Consider the following 15,948-nt stretch of genomic DNA (forward strand, 5'->3'; position numbering starts at 1 on the left):
ATGAGGCACACCTCAGCGGCCGTCGCGCTCCTCGCGACGACGGTCATCGGCGGGGTCGCGGCTGTGCCGGCCCAGGCCGCGTCGAGCGCGGGCAGCAGCGCCCGCGCCGTATGGATCAAGTCATGCTCCGACAAGGAGCAGGAGTCGACCGCCCCCTGCGGGCACTGGCAGCTCATCATGCGGGACGGCTCCAAGAAGAGCGTCGCAGACGCGGCGGTCTTCTCCCAGGACGCGAACGGCTCGAAGTCCGGTTCGCAGGCGATCTTCGCCATCAGCGGCGACGGCCGCTGGATCGTCTACGAGCGCGCCCGCGACCACCGCCTGGTGGTACGCAAGGCGGGCGGCGGGGCGGTCACCGAGCTGCCCAAGGCGCTGGTGCCCAGGTCGCTCGGCACCTACAACGTGTCCGTCTTCATGTCGCCCTCCGGCGACCGCGTCCTGGTCCACAGCCAGGACGAGAAGGTGCCCGGCAGGGTCGTGACGGTCGCCACGGGGGCGATGGTCAAGTTCCGTGCCGGGGACACCCTGAGCGGCTTCAGCGCCGACGGCGACGAGGTGCTGGCCACCCGCAACGCCAAGGACAACACCACGACGCTGCTGGCCTACCGGGTCGACGGCAGCACGGTCAAGCAGACGCCGCCACAGGTCGTCATGAACGCGGGCGCCCGCGCGCTGGCGGCCGACGGCCACACGGTCGCGGCGATCGTCTCGGGCAAGAAGGCGCCGCGGCTGCGTCTCTACGACCTCGAGACGGGACAGCTGTCGGCCCCGGTCGAGCTGGGGCTCAAGGCGGAGGCCCTGCCGTACCTGGCCGCGTGGACGGGGGACGGCCAGCTGACGGTCAAGGTCCAGTCGGGTGGGGACGGGGCGCCGACGGTGATACGGGAGTTCACCGTGGACGTCGCGACCGGCGCCACCAGCAAGACCGACAGCTACTCGATCAGCAAGCTCAACTACTCGTGGTACGCGGCGGGGGAGTGATGACGATGAAGATGCGGATCGCGGCGGTGCTCACGCTCGCGCTGGGTGCGCTGGCCGTCCCCGGTACCGCCTCGGCGGACCACCACCACGGCGACGCCGTACGGTATGCGTCGGTCAAGGGGTGCGACACCAAGGACGGCTCGGTGAAGCCGTGCGGCCCTTGGCGGCTCGTCATGCACAGCGGTGCGAAGCGGCTGCTCAAGGACGCCGAAGTGATCGCGCGCACGGCGTCGGGCAAGTCGTCGGGGAACAACGTGGCGCCCATCGCGGTCAGCGGCAACGGGCAGCGGATCGCGTACTTCGCCAAGGCCGGGGGGCTGGTCGTGCGGACGCTCGGGGGCGGGGTCAGGGCGCAGGTCGGGCTGCCCCGGGTGGCGCAGTACGACGTGACGCTGCAGCTCTCCGACGACGGGTCGCGGCTCGCGGCCGTCATCAGCGGGGAGAAGCCCAAGGCGACCCGGATCTTCGACACCGCCAGCGGGAAGCTGCTGGGGAAGATGCCTACCACCGAGTCGTTCATCGGGTTCAGCGCGGACGCCGACGAGGTGCTGACCGGCGCGGACGGGGAGGAGTCCACGTACGACCTGCATGTGTACGGGACCGACGGGAAGCAGGTGCTGGCGAACACGCCTCCGCAGGTGGTCGCGTCGAACGGGCCGCAGGCTCTGGCGGCGGACGGGCGGACGGTGGCGAGCATGGTGATGGGGGGTAAGCCGGAGCTGGTGCTTTACGACCTGGAGAGCGATCAGGCGACGGGGCGGTTCAAGGTGAAGCTGCCTGCTGGGGATCTTTACAAGATCGACTGGACGGGGGAGTCGCAGGTGACTCTGCACCTGGCCAACATGGACGGTACGCCGACGAAGATGACGATCGTGCAGATCGACAGCACGTCGGGGGCGGTGAGGGTGCGTGACTCGTACACGATGCTCACCGACACCTTCGTCTTCGCCGCCTGCGGCGGCTAACCCTCCTTTTCGGTTTTCGGGACGCCCCTCCAGGACATTCGCCCAGGGACAGCCCCCTGGGCGAGTTATCCGGGGGCGGCCCCCTGGGACAGTCGCCCTGGGACGGCGGCCTGAAGGCAGTCGTCCAGAGGCGGCACCCTGAAGGCAGTCGCCCTGGGGACGGCGCCTCTAGGGCAGCCGCCCGGGGATGCATCCATAGGGCGGTCGACACCCACCCTCAGCCGCCCTCCCCGGAACGCCACCCATGGAACCCCCTCCCCGCAGGACCCCTTCCTGCGGGGCGGTGCCATGCGACCCCACCCCACGGAACCCATCTCCACGGGGACCTTTCCGCGGCCCCTCTCCCCCCGGGACGGTGCTACGGCCCGCGACCAACGAGACTCCCTCGCGACGGCCGGGCCCCAGCTCCCCTCCGACCCAAGCCCATCGGGGCCCAAGATCCACACCAAATAAGGGAAGATGGTCACTGTGGCCACTCCCGTACATTCGACCAAGGCAATGGCCGCCCGCACGGTAGCCCTCTGCATCGCGCTTCTCCACGACGACAACCCCACCCCCGCCTCCATAGAACAGGTCCTGAGAGCCCACGGCGAACCAGGCCCCTTCCACCTAACCCCCACCGACCTCACCCAGCTAAAAGCCGCCGCCCAAAAGCTGACAGCCGTCTTCGCCAGCTCCCAAGACCCCGACCAGTCCGCCACCCTCCTCAACAACCTGCTGACCACCACAGCAAACCCCCCAAGGCTGACCAGCCACCAGGGCACCACAACCTGGCACCTCCACGTGGACGCCGAAGACGACACCCCATGGGCCGACTGGTTCCTGGCCCAGTCAGCGATGGCCCTGGCCACCCTCTTCGCCGACCAGCAGAGACTCCCGGGCGGCCTATGCGCCTCCCCAACCTGCGGCAAGCCGTACCTGGACACAGGCGGCGGCAGCCCACGCCGATACTGCAGCACCCGCTGCGCCACCCGAGAACGCGTAGCCGCCCACCGAGCCACCCGCCCCTAACCCCGCCCCCCCACGCCACTCCGTGTTCCGCACTGCGCACCCCGCACTGCGCACCCCGCACCGCATCGCACCGCGCTAAGCGCCGCGCCCCAGCGCCCCGCGCCCTGGGCCCGCGCCGCGCCCCCGCGCCCCGCGCCGCACCCCGCGCCCCGCGCCCCGCCCCGCGCCATGCTTTGCCCTTGCGCCGCTTCGTGACTCCGCGCTGCGCCCTGCCCCCGCGTCCTGCGCTGCCCCAGCCCCACGCGCCCACGCGCCGTCCACGTGCTACGCCCCCACTCCCACGCACTCGCGCCTACGCGCCAGACACCTCGTGTCCCTGCGTGGTGCGCTCTACGGGCCTCATGCGTCCCACGCCCGCACGTCCCTCCCCTGCGGGACTCTTCAGGTGCGGCCCAAACCCCGTTGACGTTCAGCGGCGTGGGGACAGCAGCCAGAAGGTGAGAGCGGCCAGTGCCTGGCAGCAGGCAGCCACTACCAGGGCAGCGGTAAGCGAGTGCGCAGCAAGCGGCCCCGCAATCGCCGACCCAACAGCAAACGAGGTGATCTTAAGACTGGCACCCGTCGTGAAGATCTGACTGCGCAACCGAGCAGGCGCCTCGCGATGCCGTACGGAGAACAAGGCAGTCAACTGCGGCCCCTCAGCCACCCCCGCCACGACAGCCGCCACCACCGCCACCGCATAGGACCCAGCGACAGCCGCCAACACCATGGCCCCCGCGAGCAAAACGGTCGACACGAGCAGGATCACATCAGGATCCCCCAGAACGGCCCGAACCCGCGAAGTGCCAGCGGACAGCCGCGCAAGCCCAGCATTGGCCGCCAACGCCCCTGCCGCCACCACCGTCAGAAGCAACGCCCCATACCCAGCGTTGCCGGTCAACGCGACCCCCATCAACGGCGCGCAGACCACAAGCATGCCCTCACCGGCACAAGAGATCATCGACACCACGGTCGCGCGAAGCAGCAGCCTCCTCCGCCCGATGGCCGCGAACCCATCCATCAACTCCCCACCCAACGACCTCCGCCCCGCGCTTTCCACGACAGCGCCCGATTCCCCTCCGGACACAGCACCTCGCTCCGCCGAAAGCCGAGGCCGCTCACCGAGCCCGTCGGTCGCAGTGCCCACCTCCAGATCCCGCGCAGGCGTAGCAGCCCCAAAGGATCTCGTGGAGGTCGCGTCGGCGGGCTGGGGACGCATAGTCGGCGGAGCAGCCTCGGCCGCCGGGGCAGGAGCGCCAGAGGCCGTGTGGGCCGTAGGCGCGGGAACTGCGCAGGACGTAGATGCGGGAGCTGTGCAGGTCGGGACGGCGTTGCCCGTGCGGGCCGGAGGGGCAGAGTCCCCCGGGGTTGGGAGCGCTGGGGCTGTGCGGGTTGGGAGGGTTGGGGCCGTGCGAGTTGGGTGGTCCGGGGTTGGGAGCGCTGGGTTTGTGCGGGTTGGGAGGGTTAGGGCTGTGGGGAGGGCGGCCAGGATGAGGGCTATGGAGGCGATCAAGGCGGAAGGGGTGCCTGCTGCGGTCGCCAATACGCCCACGATCGCGGGGCCTGCCAGCCCTGCGGCGTTGTACGTCATGGCATCCAGGGCGTTGGCCCTTGGGAGGGATGTGGTGGGGACGACCAGGGGGAGCTGCGCGGTCCATCCGCCGGCCAGCGCCGGTCCGAGCAGGCCGGTGAGTACGGCTGTCGCGATCAGTAACGGGTCGGGTAGGTGTCCCAGCCCGGCCAGCAGCGCGACGAGTCCCGCCGCATAGCCGGTCAGGCTGAGAGCGAGCAGCACGCCGGGACGGCGGGCACGGTCGAGCAGCACTCCAAGCAGTGGCCCGCCCACCGCGGCTGAGACGGTGAGGCCGGCGAGGAGCGCCGAGGCCAGCACGGGTGAGCCGGTCAACGACAGCCCAAGCACCAAGAGGGCTGGGCCGGACATCTCATTGCCCGTCCGTGCCGCAACCGCACCGGCTATGTAACGTCTCAGCATTGGAATGACGTTACAGGTGAGTGTGGGAGATCAACAACCCTCAGTGGGTTCGCCTTTCATGATGTTTGACGGGCAGTGCAACACGCCTCGGCGAGGATGCCTGAGGGGGTTGGGATGGCGGCTCGGGTCGGAGGTGGATCGGTGAGTCGCTGGGCGTGGCGAAGTGACGCGCAGGTGGCTTGGTGTGCGCGTTCGTCAGGGGCGGCGGGTGGAAGGGGCAGCCAGGCGCCATAGGGGAGGGGCTTTCGAGGCTCCTCCGAGGGATGCTTCCGTAGCTCCTCTCAGGGGTGGTGGATTGCCGTGCGGTGGGCAGATGTGCTCGCCGCGTTGAGGGGAGTTGGTCGCGCTCTTCTCGGTGGCGACGCGAACGGGTTCTCCCTTGGGCCCAGCGGCTGGGCCGTACGAGGCGCTTGGGTGTGGTCATAACGTGCTCGTGATGATGGCGAAGTGGGCGCCGTGGGGGTCGGTGAGGGTGGCGAAGCGGCCGATGGCGTCCACCTCCGCTACCGGTACGAGCACCGAGCCGCCGCTCGCCTGGGATCTGGCGATCACCTCGTCGCAGTCGGCCACCTCGAAATAGGGCAGCCAGTGCGGACGGCTCCCGGCATCGACGACGATGCCCGCCATCGCCGCGTCGTCGCCCTCCGCCGGGGAGATGACCGGGTAGAGCTGATCGCCCATCGGCATCTCCTCTACGCGCCACGCGAACACCGACTGATAGAACGCCCTGGCTGCTTGGATGTCGGGGGTGTAGAGCTCGGCCCAGCCCAGCGAGCCCGGATCGTTGACCAGGTCGAGGCCGCGCGTCGTGCCCGGCTCCCAGATCGCGAACTCGGCCCCCGCCGGGTCGGTGAGCTGGGCGAGCCTGGCGACATCCGCGGCGGCCATGACGGGGGTGCGTGCCGTACCGCCCGCTTGTTCTACCGATTTGACCGTCGCTTCGGCGTCGGTCGTCTGGAAGTAGGGCATCCAGGCCGGGCGCGCGCCCGGCTCCGTGAGCAGCCCGAGGCCCGCCACCGTGCGGCCTCTCGACTGGAAGAAGCCGTAGTCGCCCGCCTGCTGGTAGGTCCAGCCGAACAGGCCCTCGTAGTGGGCGACCGTGGCGGGGACGTCGGGCGTGCCGAGGTCGAGCCAGCAGAGCGCGCCGGGGGTGTAGTGGGTGCTGAGCATGGCGGGGATCCTTTCAGAAACTTGGATGCTCAGGATGGCATTCGACGCCGACAGTTTCTCATCTCGAAAACTTGTTTGATACAGTCGCCGCATGGCTTTCCAGGGTTCGCTGCTCGACTGGGGTGAAGACACCGCGCCCCGCACGCTCGGCGCCGCCGTACGACGCACTGACCTGGCGCGCGGCGCGTGGATCGACGTACGGCCCGGCTGGTTCGCTGGCGCCGACGCGCTGTTCGACCGGCTGATGGCGGCGGTTCCGTGGCGGGCGGAGCGACGGAAGATGTACGACAGGGTCGTCGACGTGCCGCGGCTGACCAAGTTCTACGACGAGGGCGAGCCGCTGCCCGACCGCGGGCTGGAGGAGGCGCGCGACGCGCTCAACGCTCACTACGGGGGAGATCCGCTGTGTACGGCGGGGCTGTGCCTTTACCGCGACGGGCGCGACAGCGTGGCGTGGCACGGGGACACGATCGGGAGGGGCGCGGTGGAGGACACGATGGTGGCCATCCTGTCGGTGGGGACGCCGCGCACGCTCTTGTTACGGCCGCGGGGCGGCGGGGTGTCGCTGCGGCACGAGCTGGGGCACGGGGATCTGCTGGTGATGGGCGGGAGTTGCCAGCGGACGTGGGAGCACGCCATCCCCAAGACGGCCCGGCCTACGGGGCCGCGCATCAGCATCCAGTTTCGCCCGCACGACGTCCGCTGACGGCAACGTCGGATTCTCCTTGGGCGGGATGGGCCTGCCCGGTTCACGTTTGTCCTCCGCAGCAGGCGGGGCCCTCCTCCTGGGCCTTGCTGTCCTGCGGGGGTCTGTCGTGGGCGGATTCTGGCGGGCTTCCCGGGTGTCAGGGGGTACGGCTGTGCCGGGGCGTGGGGCCTGGACGGCGGGCTTCAGGGCGGATCGCTGCCGAGCTTCTGGGGGAGGTGAAGGTGGCTGTGGAGTGCGCCGGGCGCGGCAGGGTGTGGTGACGGGGAGGTCGTTAGGCGTGGGGACGTGTGACGGAGAGGGCGTGGGGACGTGTGGCGCGGAGGCCGTTGGGCGTGGGGCGTGCGACGGAGAGGGCGTTGTGTACGGGGACGTGCGACGGGAGGGCGTGGGGGCGTGTGACGGGGAGGCTGTTGGGTGTGGGGCGGGTGTGATGGTGGCTGGCCGTCCCTGTGGGGCGGTTAGGCGGTGGTGAAGGCGCGGAGGGCTTTGGTGAGGGGTTCTGGCTGGTCCAGGGGGATGAGGGTGTAGCTGTCTTCGATCTCGACCAGCTGGCTCCCGGGGATGAGGGCGGCCAGGCGGTGGGCGTGGGCTGGGGGCATCACGCGGTCTTCGGTTGCCCAGATGATCAGAACCGGGTGGTTGTAGGTCGGTAGGTGTTCTGCTGCCTTGATGAGAAGTGTGGGGTCGGCGAGGGATGCGCGCAGCATGCGTACGGTGTCGCGGCGGATCTCCGGGCGTTCCAGGATCGGTCGCATCCAGCGGGCGGTGGCGGCGTCTCCTCGTTTGGTCAGCCAGCCGAACGCGATCGGCAGCCGCCGTACCGCTCTCAGGCGCATCTGCTGCATGAAGGCGCCGAACATGCTGGGGGAGAGCTTGCCGACCAGGCGCAGGGTCTTTCCGGTGAGGCCGGGTGGGAGGTTGTCGAAGGCGTCGCACGAGACGAGGGCCACACGTGACACGCGGGCGGAGCCGTACCCCATGATCAGCTGAACCAGGGCGCCGCCCGTGTCGTTGCCGACGAGGGTGACGTCGTGCAGGTCCAGGCGGTCCAGGAACTCCATGACCAGGCGGGCGATGCCGGGGAGGGAGAGGTCGGTGTCGGGGTTCATGGGGTGGAGGTGGGCGCCGAACGGCAGGGTCGGGGCGATGCAGCGGTGGTCGGCTGACAGGTCGGTGATGGTCGCGCTCCAGAGGGAGGCGTCCATCATGAGGCCGTGCAGGAGGACGACTGTGGGGGCGTCACTGCCGGTGTCCTCGTATGTCACGGTTCCGGCGGACAGGTTGATCTCCATGTGCGCTCCTCTTGGTGCCGTGCTTCAGTGCGGCGGTTGCGATCGACTGGGTTGGGTCGATGTGCACCGTTCGCGCCGCCCGGTTGGGTTGGTGATGCATGGCGAGGAGGGGCGTAGGGGAGGCGGCGTGGGGGTGCGTCCGTGGGATGCGTTCTTGGAGGAAGTGAACCACCTGGTTCGCATTGCGTCCAGGGGTGATCAGCTTTCTGCGGATTCCTCGCGTTCCAGGGCGCGGAGGAGGGCTTCGAGGCCTGCGGTGGTTCCGGTGGTGTCGCCGCTGGTCAGCCACTCCACGAGGAAGCCGCGGAGGGTGGCGAGGATCATCCACGAGACCTCCAGCCTGCGTTGCTCGGACCAGTGGGGTGGGCAGATGGCCAGCAGTGTCGGGAGGTACTGGCGGGACGCCTCGCGGCCCAGGGTGGCGTAGCGGGCTGGGTCGTACATCGTGAGGCCGATGGCCTGGTCCAGGACGCGTAGGCCGGTTTTGTCGGACAGAAGGATGGGCCACATCGCTCGCACTCGGTCGGCGAGGGTGTGGAGTTCTGGGGCCGCCATGGCGGTGAGGGCGTTGCCTATGCGGCGTTCGCGGAGTTCGAGGATGGCTTGGGTGAGGAGGTCGTCGGCGCTTTCGAAGTGGTAGAGGAGCACTTTGTGGGTGGTGCCTGCGGCTCGGGCGGCTCGGCGGAGGGAGAAGTCGACGAGGCCGTTGGTGGCCAGGTCGGCGGTTACGCGGTCGAGGAGCTCCCTTCGTCTTGCTGTGGCTCGGGGGGATCCGGCTGATCTGCGGTAGGTGGGGGGTTTGGGGGAGTCGTCGGCGGGGGTGTTCACAACGACAGCTTGGCTGGTGCGGGGGTGTGGGGGCGAGTGGACACCCCATGCGTGGGCGGGGTTGCCCACGTTGGGGAACGGAGTGGATCCCTTGTGCGTGGGCCGGGTTGCCTATGTGGGACCGGTTGGGATTGGGGCCATGTGGGCCCAGGTGTGGGGGTGGGCTGCAGCGAGCGCGCCGACGTGGGCTTGTTGTGCGAGGTGGGCCGGGGGCGGGCTGTGTGGGTGTTGAAGGTTGGGTTGGGTGAGCCCAATAGAGACCCCAAGCCCATCTCTGTCGCGTCGCGTCGGGTGGCGTCGCGTGGCGTGGCGTCGGGTCGCGTGGCGTGGCGTCGGGTCGCGTGGCGTGGCGTCGCGTGGCGTGGCGTCGCGTGGCGTGGCGTCGCGTGGCGTGGCGTCGGGTGGCGTCGGGTCGTGTCGTGTCGGGTGGCGTGGCGTCGGGTGGCGTGGCGTGGCGTCGGGTGGCGTGGCGTCGGGTGGTGTCGGGTCGTGTCGTGTCGGGTGGCGTGGCGTGGCGTCGGGTGGCGTGGCGTCGGGTGGTGTCGGGTCGTGTCGTGTCGTGTCGGGTGGGGTGGCGTCGGGTGGCGTGGCGTGGCGTCGCGTGGGGTCGCATCGCTGGTGTGGCGTGGGGTCGTGTGGCGTGGGGTCGTGTGGCGTCGCGTCATGTCGGGTTGGGTCGCGTGGTGTCGCCTCGCCTCGCCTCGGGTCTGGGAAGGGCGGGGTGGGGCGGGTGGGGGTCGGGCTCTGGGTAGTGGGGTGGGCTGTGGTTGGGCTTCGTTGGGTCGTGGGGCGTGGCTGTTGTCCTTGGGGGCTCTGAGGTGGGGCTTTGGGGTGGGTGGGGTCACGGGCTGGGGGTGGGTGGGGTCTGGGGTTGGGGGTGGGTTGGGTGGGGGTTTGGGTTAGTTGGGGGTGGGGGTGGGTAATTTGAGGGGGTCCACTCGTGATCCCCCCGGACGCTGTGGGAGGGGGGTTGTGTGCGGGTTTTAGCGCTTGTCGGGTTGGTCTGGGGGCTGCTGGGTCCCCTTCCTGCCAGTGTGACTGTGGCTACCTCGGTCTTCTCCGCCGCGCAGGTTGTCCCTGGCACGGCTGTGTCCTACTCCGTTCAGGTGACCGCGCCGTCCGGGGCTGATGAGGTTGAGGTGGGTGGGGCGCTCCCCCAGGGGCTGGTCTTTGCCGGTGGGGAGAACTGTGTCGCGCAGAGCGGGGCTGTTCTGTGTCGGCTGGGGGATCTGGCCGCTGGGGAGACTGCTGGGGCGGCTTTCCAGGTTGATATCGCGCCTTCGCTGGATGCTGGGGAGCTGGCTGTCACTCTGTGGACCAGTTGTCAGGGGTGTGGTGCTTCGGAGCCTGCTACGGCGGGGGCGGTGGTTGTTCCTCGGGCGGATCTCACGCTGGATGAGGATGGGCCGTCGGTTCTGCGGGCCGGGAAGCGGGCGGTTTATACGCTTACGGTGCTGAATGAGGGGCCTTCGGATAGTCGGCGGGTTGTGGTTGAGGATCGGCTGCCTGATCCGCTCACCTTTGTCTCCGGGGAAGGGTGTGAGGGGCGGGGGCGGGTGGTTCGGTGTTCAGCGGATGTGGTGCGGCCTGGGGTTCAGCAGCGGTTCCAGCTTGTCGTGGCGGTGCCGGATGAGGTGGGGGCGGATCGGGAGCTGGTCAACTCCGCTGTCGTGCGGTCTTCGACGGAGGACGCGGATCCGAGTGGGGACACGGCGTCGGTGCGGTCGGAGGTGGAGGACCGGGCTCGGCTGACGGTCAGTGTCACGACTGATACGGCGGTGATCGTGCCGGGGGTTGCGTTCGCCTACACGGTTGAGGTGTTCAACGGGGGGCCTTCTGCGGCGCGGGACGTGGTCGTTGATGACCTGCTGCCTGAGGGGTTCACGGTGGTGCCGGGGAGTTCGGCGTACACAGCGAGACCTACGGCGCGGGGGCTCGTGGAGCAGATGACGGAAGGTCCTGCTCTGGCGGATTCGAGGGAAAGCGACGGCGCGGGGCCGTGGCGGCCGGGAAGCGTGTCTCCAGGAGGCGGGGCCGCTGGAGCCGGTGTGGGACCGTGGCGGCCGGGTGCCCTGGATCCGGGGCCGTGGCGGCCGGGGGCTGTGTTTCCAGAAGGCGCGGCCGCTGGGGAAGGGGCGGGGCCTTGGCGGTTGGGGACTGTGCCTGCGGGTGAGGCGCGGCGGGTGACCGTACAGGTGAGTGTCGATCCCGCCAGGGCGGCGGGTGTGGTTGCCGATACGGCCAGCGCCACCTGCGCCGACTGCGGTGACCCCGTCCGGGCGGGGACGCACACGATCGTTCGGCCCAGCGCTGATGTCGAGGTGGGTGCGCGGGTGTCGCCGGAGCGGTTGGGGCCGGGGGAGCAGGCTGTCTACCATCTGACGATCACCAACAAGGGGCCGTCGGCGGCGACCGGGATGACGGTGACCGATCGGCTGCCCGAGGCGCTGGCGGCTGCGCCGGTTCAGGGGTGTTCGCTGCGGCTGGATGTCCTGACCTGTGCGGTGGCGAGCCTCGCGCCCGGTGAGACGCGCACGTGGGCGGTGGATGTGCGGGCTCCGGCGGAGTTCAGCCATCCGCTGACGATGCTCGACAGGTTCCAGGTCACGTTGCCTGAGTCGATCACCGATCCTGAGCCCGCTACGGAGAGCATGAGCGTGGTTGCCGAGCTCGTGCCGCCGCAGGCCAGGTGGCCGTGGGTGACGGGCGTCTTGGTGGTGCTGGCTCTTGGGGGGCTGCTTCTCTTCGGGCGTCGCAAGAGGCGCGGGAGGGGGTGACGAAGTTGCTAGAGGGCGGTGAGACCTCTCAGGGTCAGTACGGTTCCCACGACGACGATCAGCGCCGCGGTCGCGACGGGGAGCCATCTGCCGATGCGGGCGGGCAGCAGGCCTTCGGGGCGCAGCCGTACCAGGAGAAGGCCTGCTGCGGTGAGTGCGAGGGCCATGCCGAGGCCGTAACACAGGACGAGGGCTACGCCGAAGGCGGTGCGTCCCAGTGCGACCGCGCCGAGCAGGACGACGAGCGCGGAAGGACTGGGCACCAGCCCACCGGCGACACCGATCCCCACAAGACCCCGCGAGTGCCCATGCCCATGCCCGTGCCCATGCCCATGCCCATGCCCATGCCCATGACCGTGCCCATGACCGTGCCCATGACCGTGCCCGTGCCCGTGGCCGACAGGAGCGCCGACGGTCGCCAACACAGGGGCAGGCGAAAGGACCTCCTGGTCAGGGACAGTGACAGGGTCAGGGTCAGGGTCAGGGTCAGGGGCGGGAGGGGTGATGTGTGTGCGCAGGCGGGAGAGCAGGAGACCAGCGCCGATCGCCGTGACCAGCACCCCGCTGATCACGCCGAGCCATGCCAAAGCCACCTCCCCCGCCAAAGCCGCCGACACCGACAACGCCACCCCCAGCGCCAGCACCCCGGCGGTGTGCGTCAGCGTGACCGTGGCCCCCACGACCACGGCGTCCCGCGGCCGCCCCGACCGCCCGGCCAGATAAGCGGCCATGATCGTCTTGCCGTGGCCAGGGAGGGCGGCGTGCGCCGCGCCCAGGACCAGAGCCAGCAGTACGGCCAGCAGTCCGGCGGGCAGCGTCAGCTCCGACGCCCCCACCAGCGCGTTCAACCGCCCCTGCAGCGCCGCCGTCCAGGACGGCAGCGCGATCGAGCCCATCGCGGCGCCCCCGCCGGAGCCCGCCCCGGGCGTCACGTCGAGCGCCGCCGTCCGCTGGTCGAGCGGGTCGGCGAGCAGGTCCTCCGGATAGGCGCGCAGCTCGCGGGACGCGCTCACCGCGGGCACGGTCGAGTGCGACAGCCGTACCCCCTCGCCCACCGCGGTGATCTCGTGCCACCCGACCCGCCCGGCCGCGCCGGAGTCGGCGAACCGCACCGACACCGGCCCGTCGATCCGCGCGGGCGCCGACAGGCGGCAGGTGAGCCGGGTGGTCGGCAGCCCGCCGTTGCCCGGCGCGTACTCCACCAGGCTCCGCACCACCTCCCACGTCAGCACGTCGCCACCCGCGTCGGCGCGCAGCGCGGACACCACGTCGGCGCACCCCCGCGCCGCCCTGGCCGCTGCCTCCTCGGCGCTGATCACACCGTCGCCCGACGTGTCGACGTCCGGCCGCTCCTGCAGCGTCGGGATCTCGGCCAGCTCCACCACCGCCGTGTCCTCCACGCGGTCGGGATGGACGGCGAGGCCGTGGTAGTGGTTCACCGAGAAGTCGCCCAGGGGATGGGCGAGCAGCAGCGCCAGCACGATCGTGTTCATCGCCGGAATCCTGTCAGCCCAGGTCCGGTACGGCGGCGCGGAGTTTCACCGCTTGTCGTCTTATTACCCCGTCCTGACCAGTGGTGATTGGTTGGGCCTGAGATCGCACAGCATGATCGGCATGTGAGAACGGGGTACCTGCTGGGGGCGGCCGCCTGCGCGGCCGCGGCCCTGGCGATGTTCGGACCGGGACTGGCCGAGCAGGCCCCGGCCATGGACCCGGTCGCGTACGCCCAGGAGTACCTGAAACAGCGGCCGGACGACGCCCGCACCTGGGCCACGCTCGGCAGCGCCTACGTCGAGCGGGCCAGGCGCACCGGCGACTCCGGCTTCTACACCAAGGCTCAGGGCGCGCTGGAGCGTTCGCTCAAGCTTCAGCCGGACGCGAACGCCGACGCGCTGATCGCGATGGCCGCCCTCGCCAACGCCAGGCACGAGTTCGCGGCCGGACACCTGTGGGCGAACCGGGCGATCACCGCCGACCCCAGCAGGTCGTCCGCGTACGGCGCGGCCACCGACGCCCTCGTCGAGCTGGGGCGCTACGACGAGGCCGAACGTGTCCTCGGCACGATGCTGGCCCTGCGCCCGGACGTGGCCTCCTTCACCCGCGCCGCCCACCTGGCCGAGCTGCGCGGCCAGAACGACAGGGCCGCGCTCGCCCTCGACCGGGCGCTCAGCGCCGCCGCCGACCCGGCCGACCTCGCCTTCGTCCGGTTCCGGCTCGGCGAGCTGCGGTTCAACCAGGGCGACGCGGCGGGGGCGCTCGAGCATTACCAGCTCGCGCTCCACCAGGACTCCGGCTACGCGCTGGCCCTCGCGGGCTCCGCCAGGGCGCAGGCGGCGCTCGGCCGCACGGGCGAGGCGGTCGCGCTGCACGAGGCGGCGATCGCGCGGTTGCCGCTGCCGCGGTTCTCCCGCGAGCTGGGCGAGCTGCTCCAGTCGCTCGGACGCGGTGACGAGGCGGGCCGGTATTACGCCGCCGTCCAGGGTGACGTGCTGACCGAGGCTGACCACGGCGATCCCGCCGAGGCGGTACGGCTGGCGGCGCGGGAGTGGCGGCGCAGGCAGAGCGTCGACGTGGCGGACGCCATGGGCTGGGCGCTCTTCCGCGCGGGGCGTCCCGCTGCGGCTCTGCCGTACGCGAAAAGGGCGGGCGCTCTGGCGTCGCCCAAGAACGCGGAAGGGGCGGGCGAGGGACACAACGCGTTGTTCGACTATCACCGCGGTCAGATCGAGCGGGCGCTCGGCCACCGGCGGGCCGCGCGCACCTACCTGTCGCGGAGTCTCGCGACCAACCCCCACTTCTCCCCCCTCTGGACGGCCAGGGCCGGTGCGGTCCTGGCGGGAATGGCGAAGGGGAAGCATGAAAAGTCGTAACAAGGCGGTGCTCGGGGCCACGCTCCTGGTCACCTCGGGCCTGCTCGCGGGCCCCACCACGGGAATGGGGACGGCGGCCAGCCACGTCGACGCGCCGAGGCTCATCCTCGACCCGCAGATGGATGGTTCCGACCTGTACGCCTTCGTCTGCCCGGAAGACGCGGAGATGGTGTGCATCGTCACCGACTACGCACCCGCGCAGCAGGGCTCAGGCACGCCGTTCGCGACGGACGCCAGGTACGAGGTGCACGTCGACCAGCACGGGACCGGCACCGCCGACCTCACCTACCGGTGGACCTTCGGCGCGCCGGTGGGCGCCGCGCAGCCGTACAAGCTGGAGGAGCTCCGCCCGGGGCAGAAGACGAAGACGCTCGTGGCGAACGGGACGGCGCCGCTGGCCCGCACCGGCGTCGGGCCCGTGCGCGCGCAGGCGGTCGCCGCGCTGCCGGGCGGTGGGCGGACGCTGGCCGCCAAGGCGGCGGACTCGTTCTTCACGAACGGCAAGGTGGTCGGCATGGCGCTGACCGGCAACGCGCTGATCCCGAACATCGACCTGATCGTGGCGCTCAACGGCAACGTCAACGCCATGGTGCTGATGGTGCCGAAGAAGTCGCTCGCGCTGGGCGGCGACGTGGCGCGCAACCCGGTCGTCGGCATCTGGGCGACGGCGGGACGAAAGGCGCTGGACGGCGACAGCTACCCGCAGCTGTCCAGGATGGGAAACCCGGCGACCGACGTGATGACGTTGTTCTCCATGGGGGAGCAGTACAACCGGATGAAGCCGACCGAGGACAGGGGGAACGCGCGGTTCACCGGGTTCTTCACGAATCCGGTCGCGCCCAGGCTGATCAAGGCGCAGAACTGGGGGGTCAAGCTGCCCGCCACGCCGCGGGCGGACCTGTGGCAGGTGTACATGACCGGGATCGGCGGGAACAACGGGCCGATCGAGGGTGATCTCAACGCGCACACCCTCAACAGGGACATCGATCCGGCCAGGGTCATTCCGTGCGACGAGCTGCGGATCAACCTGGGGATCGCGCCGTCCGTCAGGCCCAACAGGTTCGGGCTGGTCGAGGACGATCGGCAGGGGTTCCCGAACGGGCGCAGGATCGGTGACGACATCCACGGGACCACGCTGCGGATGCTGCTCGGCGAGCCGGCCGGGGCTGGGAACCCGTCGGTGATCGTGGAGCAGCTCGACAAGGTGACGCGGCCCGCGGTGGACGTCTCGCCGACGTTCCCGTTCCTGGCCACCCCGCACTGAGAGCCCAGCGCCCGGAAAGACCCTCCCCTCAAAGCCTCTCTCCCCTTTCGAGGGGAGAGAGGCGTTTTGTTGGGTGCTCTGCCCAGGAGCATAAAACGGACGTGCGGGC

Annotated in this window: 12 protein-coding genes and 2 pseudogenes; 8 read left to right on the plus strand and 6 right to left on the minus strand. The window is 70.4% G+C overall.

The features are described from left to right. From ACIBG8_RS35490 to ACIBG8_RS35500, 3 genes are all read left to right on the plus strand, one after another. Entirely contained in the window at positions 1–981 is a 981-nt protein-coding gene (locus ACIBG8_RS35490) for a TolB family protein (protein ID WP_397347477.1), read from the plus strand. Positions 982–986: 5 nt separating this feature from the next. Then, a complete protein-coding gene (locus ACIBG8_RS35495; RefSeq protein ID WP_397347478.1) occupies positions 987–1,946 on the plus strand; it encodes a hypothetical protein in 960 nt (319 codons plus the stop codon). 498 nt (positions 1,947–2,444) lie between these two features. Then, complete coding sequence (locus ACIBG8_RS35500) at positions 2,445–2,957, plus strand: CGNR zinc finger domain-containing protein (RefSeq protein ID WP_397347479.1); 513 nt, start codon at positions 2,445–2,447, stop codon at positions 2,955–2,957. A 409-nt stretch (positions 2,958–3,366) separates the two neighbouring features. Here the strand turns inward: ACIBG8_RS35500 and ACIBG8_RS35505 are convergent, their stop codons facing one another. The 3 genes and pseudogenes from ACIBG8_RS35505 to ACIBG8_RS35515 form a co-directional block, all read right to left on the minus strand. Next, entirely contained in the window at positions 3,367–3,957 is a 591-nt protein-coding gene (locus ACIBG8_RS35505; RefSeq protein WP_397347843.1) for a hypothetical protein, read from the minus strand. 462 nt (positions 3,958–4,419) lie between these two features. After that, positions 4,420–4,929, minus strand: a pseudogene (locus ACIBG8_RS35510) (MFS transporter); the annotation flags it as partial. Between the two features lie 420 nt (positions 4,930–5,349). Continuing rightward, complete coding sequence (locus tag ACIBG8_RS35515; RefSeq protein WP_397347481.1) at positions 5,350–6,099, minus strand: VOC family protein; 750 nt, start codon at positions 6,097–6,099, stop codon at positions 5,350–5,352. Positions 6,100–6,190: 91 nt separating this feature from the next. On the opposite strand from ACIBG8_RS35515, the gene ACIBG8_RS35520 reads away from it, so the two are divergent. Beyond that, positions 6,191–6,805: an alpha-ketoglutarate-dependent dioxygenase AlkB gene (locus ACIBG8_RS35520; protein WP_397347482.1), complete on the plus strand. Its 615-nt coding sequence runs from the start codon at positions 6,191–6,193 to the stop codon at positions 6,803–6,805. Between the two features lie 461 nt (positions 6,806–7,266). On the opposite strand, the gene ACIBG8_RS35525 is transcribed toward ACIBG8_RS35520, so the two are convergent. Then, on the minus strand, positions 7,267–8,100 hold the full coding sequence (locus ACIBG8_RS35525; RefSeq protein ID WP_397347483.1) for an alpha/beta fold hydrolase: 834 nt from the start codon (positions 8,098–8,100) through the stop codon (positions 7,267–7,269). 198 nt (positions 8,101–8,298) lie between these two features. Continuing rightward, entirely contained in the window at positions 8,299–8,928 is a 630-nt protein-coding gene (locus ACIBG8_RS35530; RefSeq protein ID WP_397347484.1) for a hypothetical protein, read from the minus strand. 1,364 nt (positions 8,929–10,292) lie between these two features. On the opposite strand from ACIBG8_RS35530, the pseudogene ACIBG8_RS35535 reads away from it, so the two are divergent. Together ACIBG8_RS35535 and ACIBG8_RS35540 are read left to right on the plus strand one after the other, a co-directional pair. Then, positions 10,293–10,820 (plus strand): annotated as a pseudogene (locus ACIBG8_RS35535) (hypothetical protein); the annotation flags it as partial. A gap of 303 nt (positions 10,821–11,123) precedes the next feature. Then, positions 11,124–11,705: a hypothetical protein gene (locus ACIBG8_RS35540; RefSeq protein WP_397347827.1), complete on the plus strand. Its 582-nt coding sequence runs from the start codon at positions 11,124–11,126 to the stop codon at positions 11,703–11,705. Between the two features lie 8 nt (positions 11,706–11,713). Here ACIBG8_RS35540 and ACIBG8_RS35545 read toward each other — a convergent pair whose 3' ends face one another. Continuing rightward, a complete protein-coding gene (locus tag ACIBG8_RS35545; protein ID WP_397347485.1) occupies positions 11,714–13,198 on the minus strand; it encodes a High-affinity nickel-transporter in 1,485 nt (494 codons plus the stop codon). A 123-nt stretch (positions 13,199–13,321) separates the two neighbouring features. Here ACIBG8_RS35545 and ACIBG8_RS35550 point away from each other — a divergent pair, with 123 nt between their 5' ends. Both ACIBG8_RS35550 and ACIBG8_RS35555 read left to right on the plus strand, forming a co-directional pair. Then, complete coding sequence (locus tag ACIBG8_RS35550; protein WP_397347486.1) at positions 13,322–14,575, plus strand: tetratricopeptide repeat protein; 1,254 nt, start codon at positions 13,322–13,324, stop codon at positions 14,573–14,575. Beyond that, positions 14,562–15,839: a DUF4331 domain-containing protein gene (locus ACIBG8_RS35555; RefSeq protein ID WP_397347487.1), complete on the plus strand. Its 1,278-nt coding sequence runs from the start codon at positions 14,562–14,564 to the stop codon at positions 15,837–15,839. The genes ACIBG8_RS35550 and ACIBG8_RS35555 overlap by 14 nt, the downstream gene beginning before the upstream one ends. Positions 15,840–15,948: the final 109 nt, after the last annotated feature.

Origin of the sequence: Nonomuraea sp. NPDC050556 (assembly GCF_044457355.1) — a bacterium.
Classification (GTDB): Bacteria; Actinomycetota; Actinomycetes; order Streptosporangiales; family Streptosporangiaceae; genus Nonomuraea.

Bases quoted from the DNA above. Each gene is read 5' to 3' on its own strand.
- ACIBG8_RS35495 (WP_397347478.1), top strand. From the start codon at position 987: ATGAAGATGCGGATCGCGGCGGTGCTCACGCTCGCGCTGGGTGCGCTG.
- ACIBG8_RS35490 (WP_397347477.1), top strand. From the start codon at position 1: ATGAGGCACACCTCAGCGGCCGTCGCGCTCCTCGCGACGACGGTCATC.
- ACIBG8_RS35505 (WP_397347843.1), bottom strand. From the start codon at position 3,957: ATGGATGGGTTCGCGGCCATCGGGCGGAGGAGGCTGCTGCTTCGCGCG.
- ACIBG8_RS35545 (WP_397347485.1), bottom strand. From the start codon at position 13,198: ATGAACACGATCGTGCTGGCGCTGCTGCTCGCCCATCCCCTGGGCGAC.
- ACIBG8_RS35500 (WP_397347479.1), top strand. From the start codon at position 2,445: ATGGCCGCCCGCACGGTAGCCCTCTGCATCGCGCTTCTCCACGACGAC.
- ACIBG8_RS35520 (WP_397347482.1), top strand. From the start codon at position 6,191: ATGGCTTTCCAGGGTTCGCTGCTCGACTGGGGTGAAGACACCGCGCCC.
- ACIBG8_RS35525 (WP_397347483.1), bottom strand. From the start codon at position 8,100: ATGGAGATCAACCTGTCCGCCGGAACCGTGACATACGAGGACACCGGC.
- ACIBG8_RS35555 (WP_397347487.1), top strand. From the start codon at position 14,562: ATGAAAAGTCGTAACAAGGCGGTGCTCGGGGCCACGCTCCTGGTCACC.
- ACIBG8_RS35515 (WP_397347481.1), bottom strand. From the start codon at position 6,099: ATGCTCAGCACCCACTACACCCCCGGCGCGCTCTGCTGGCTCGACCTC.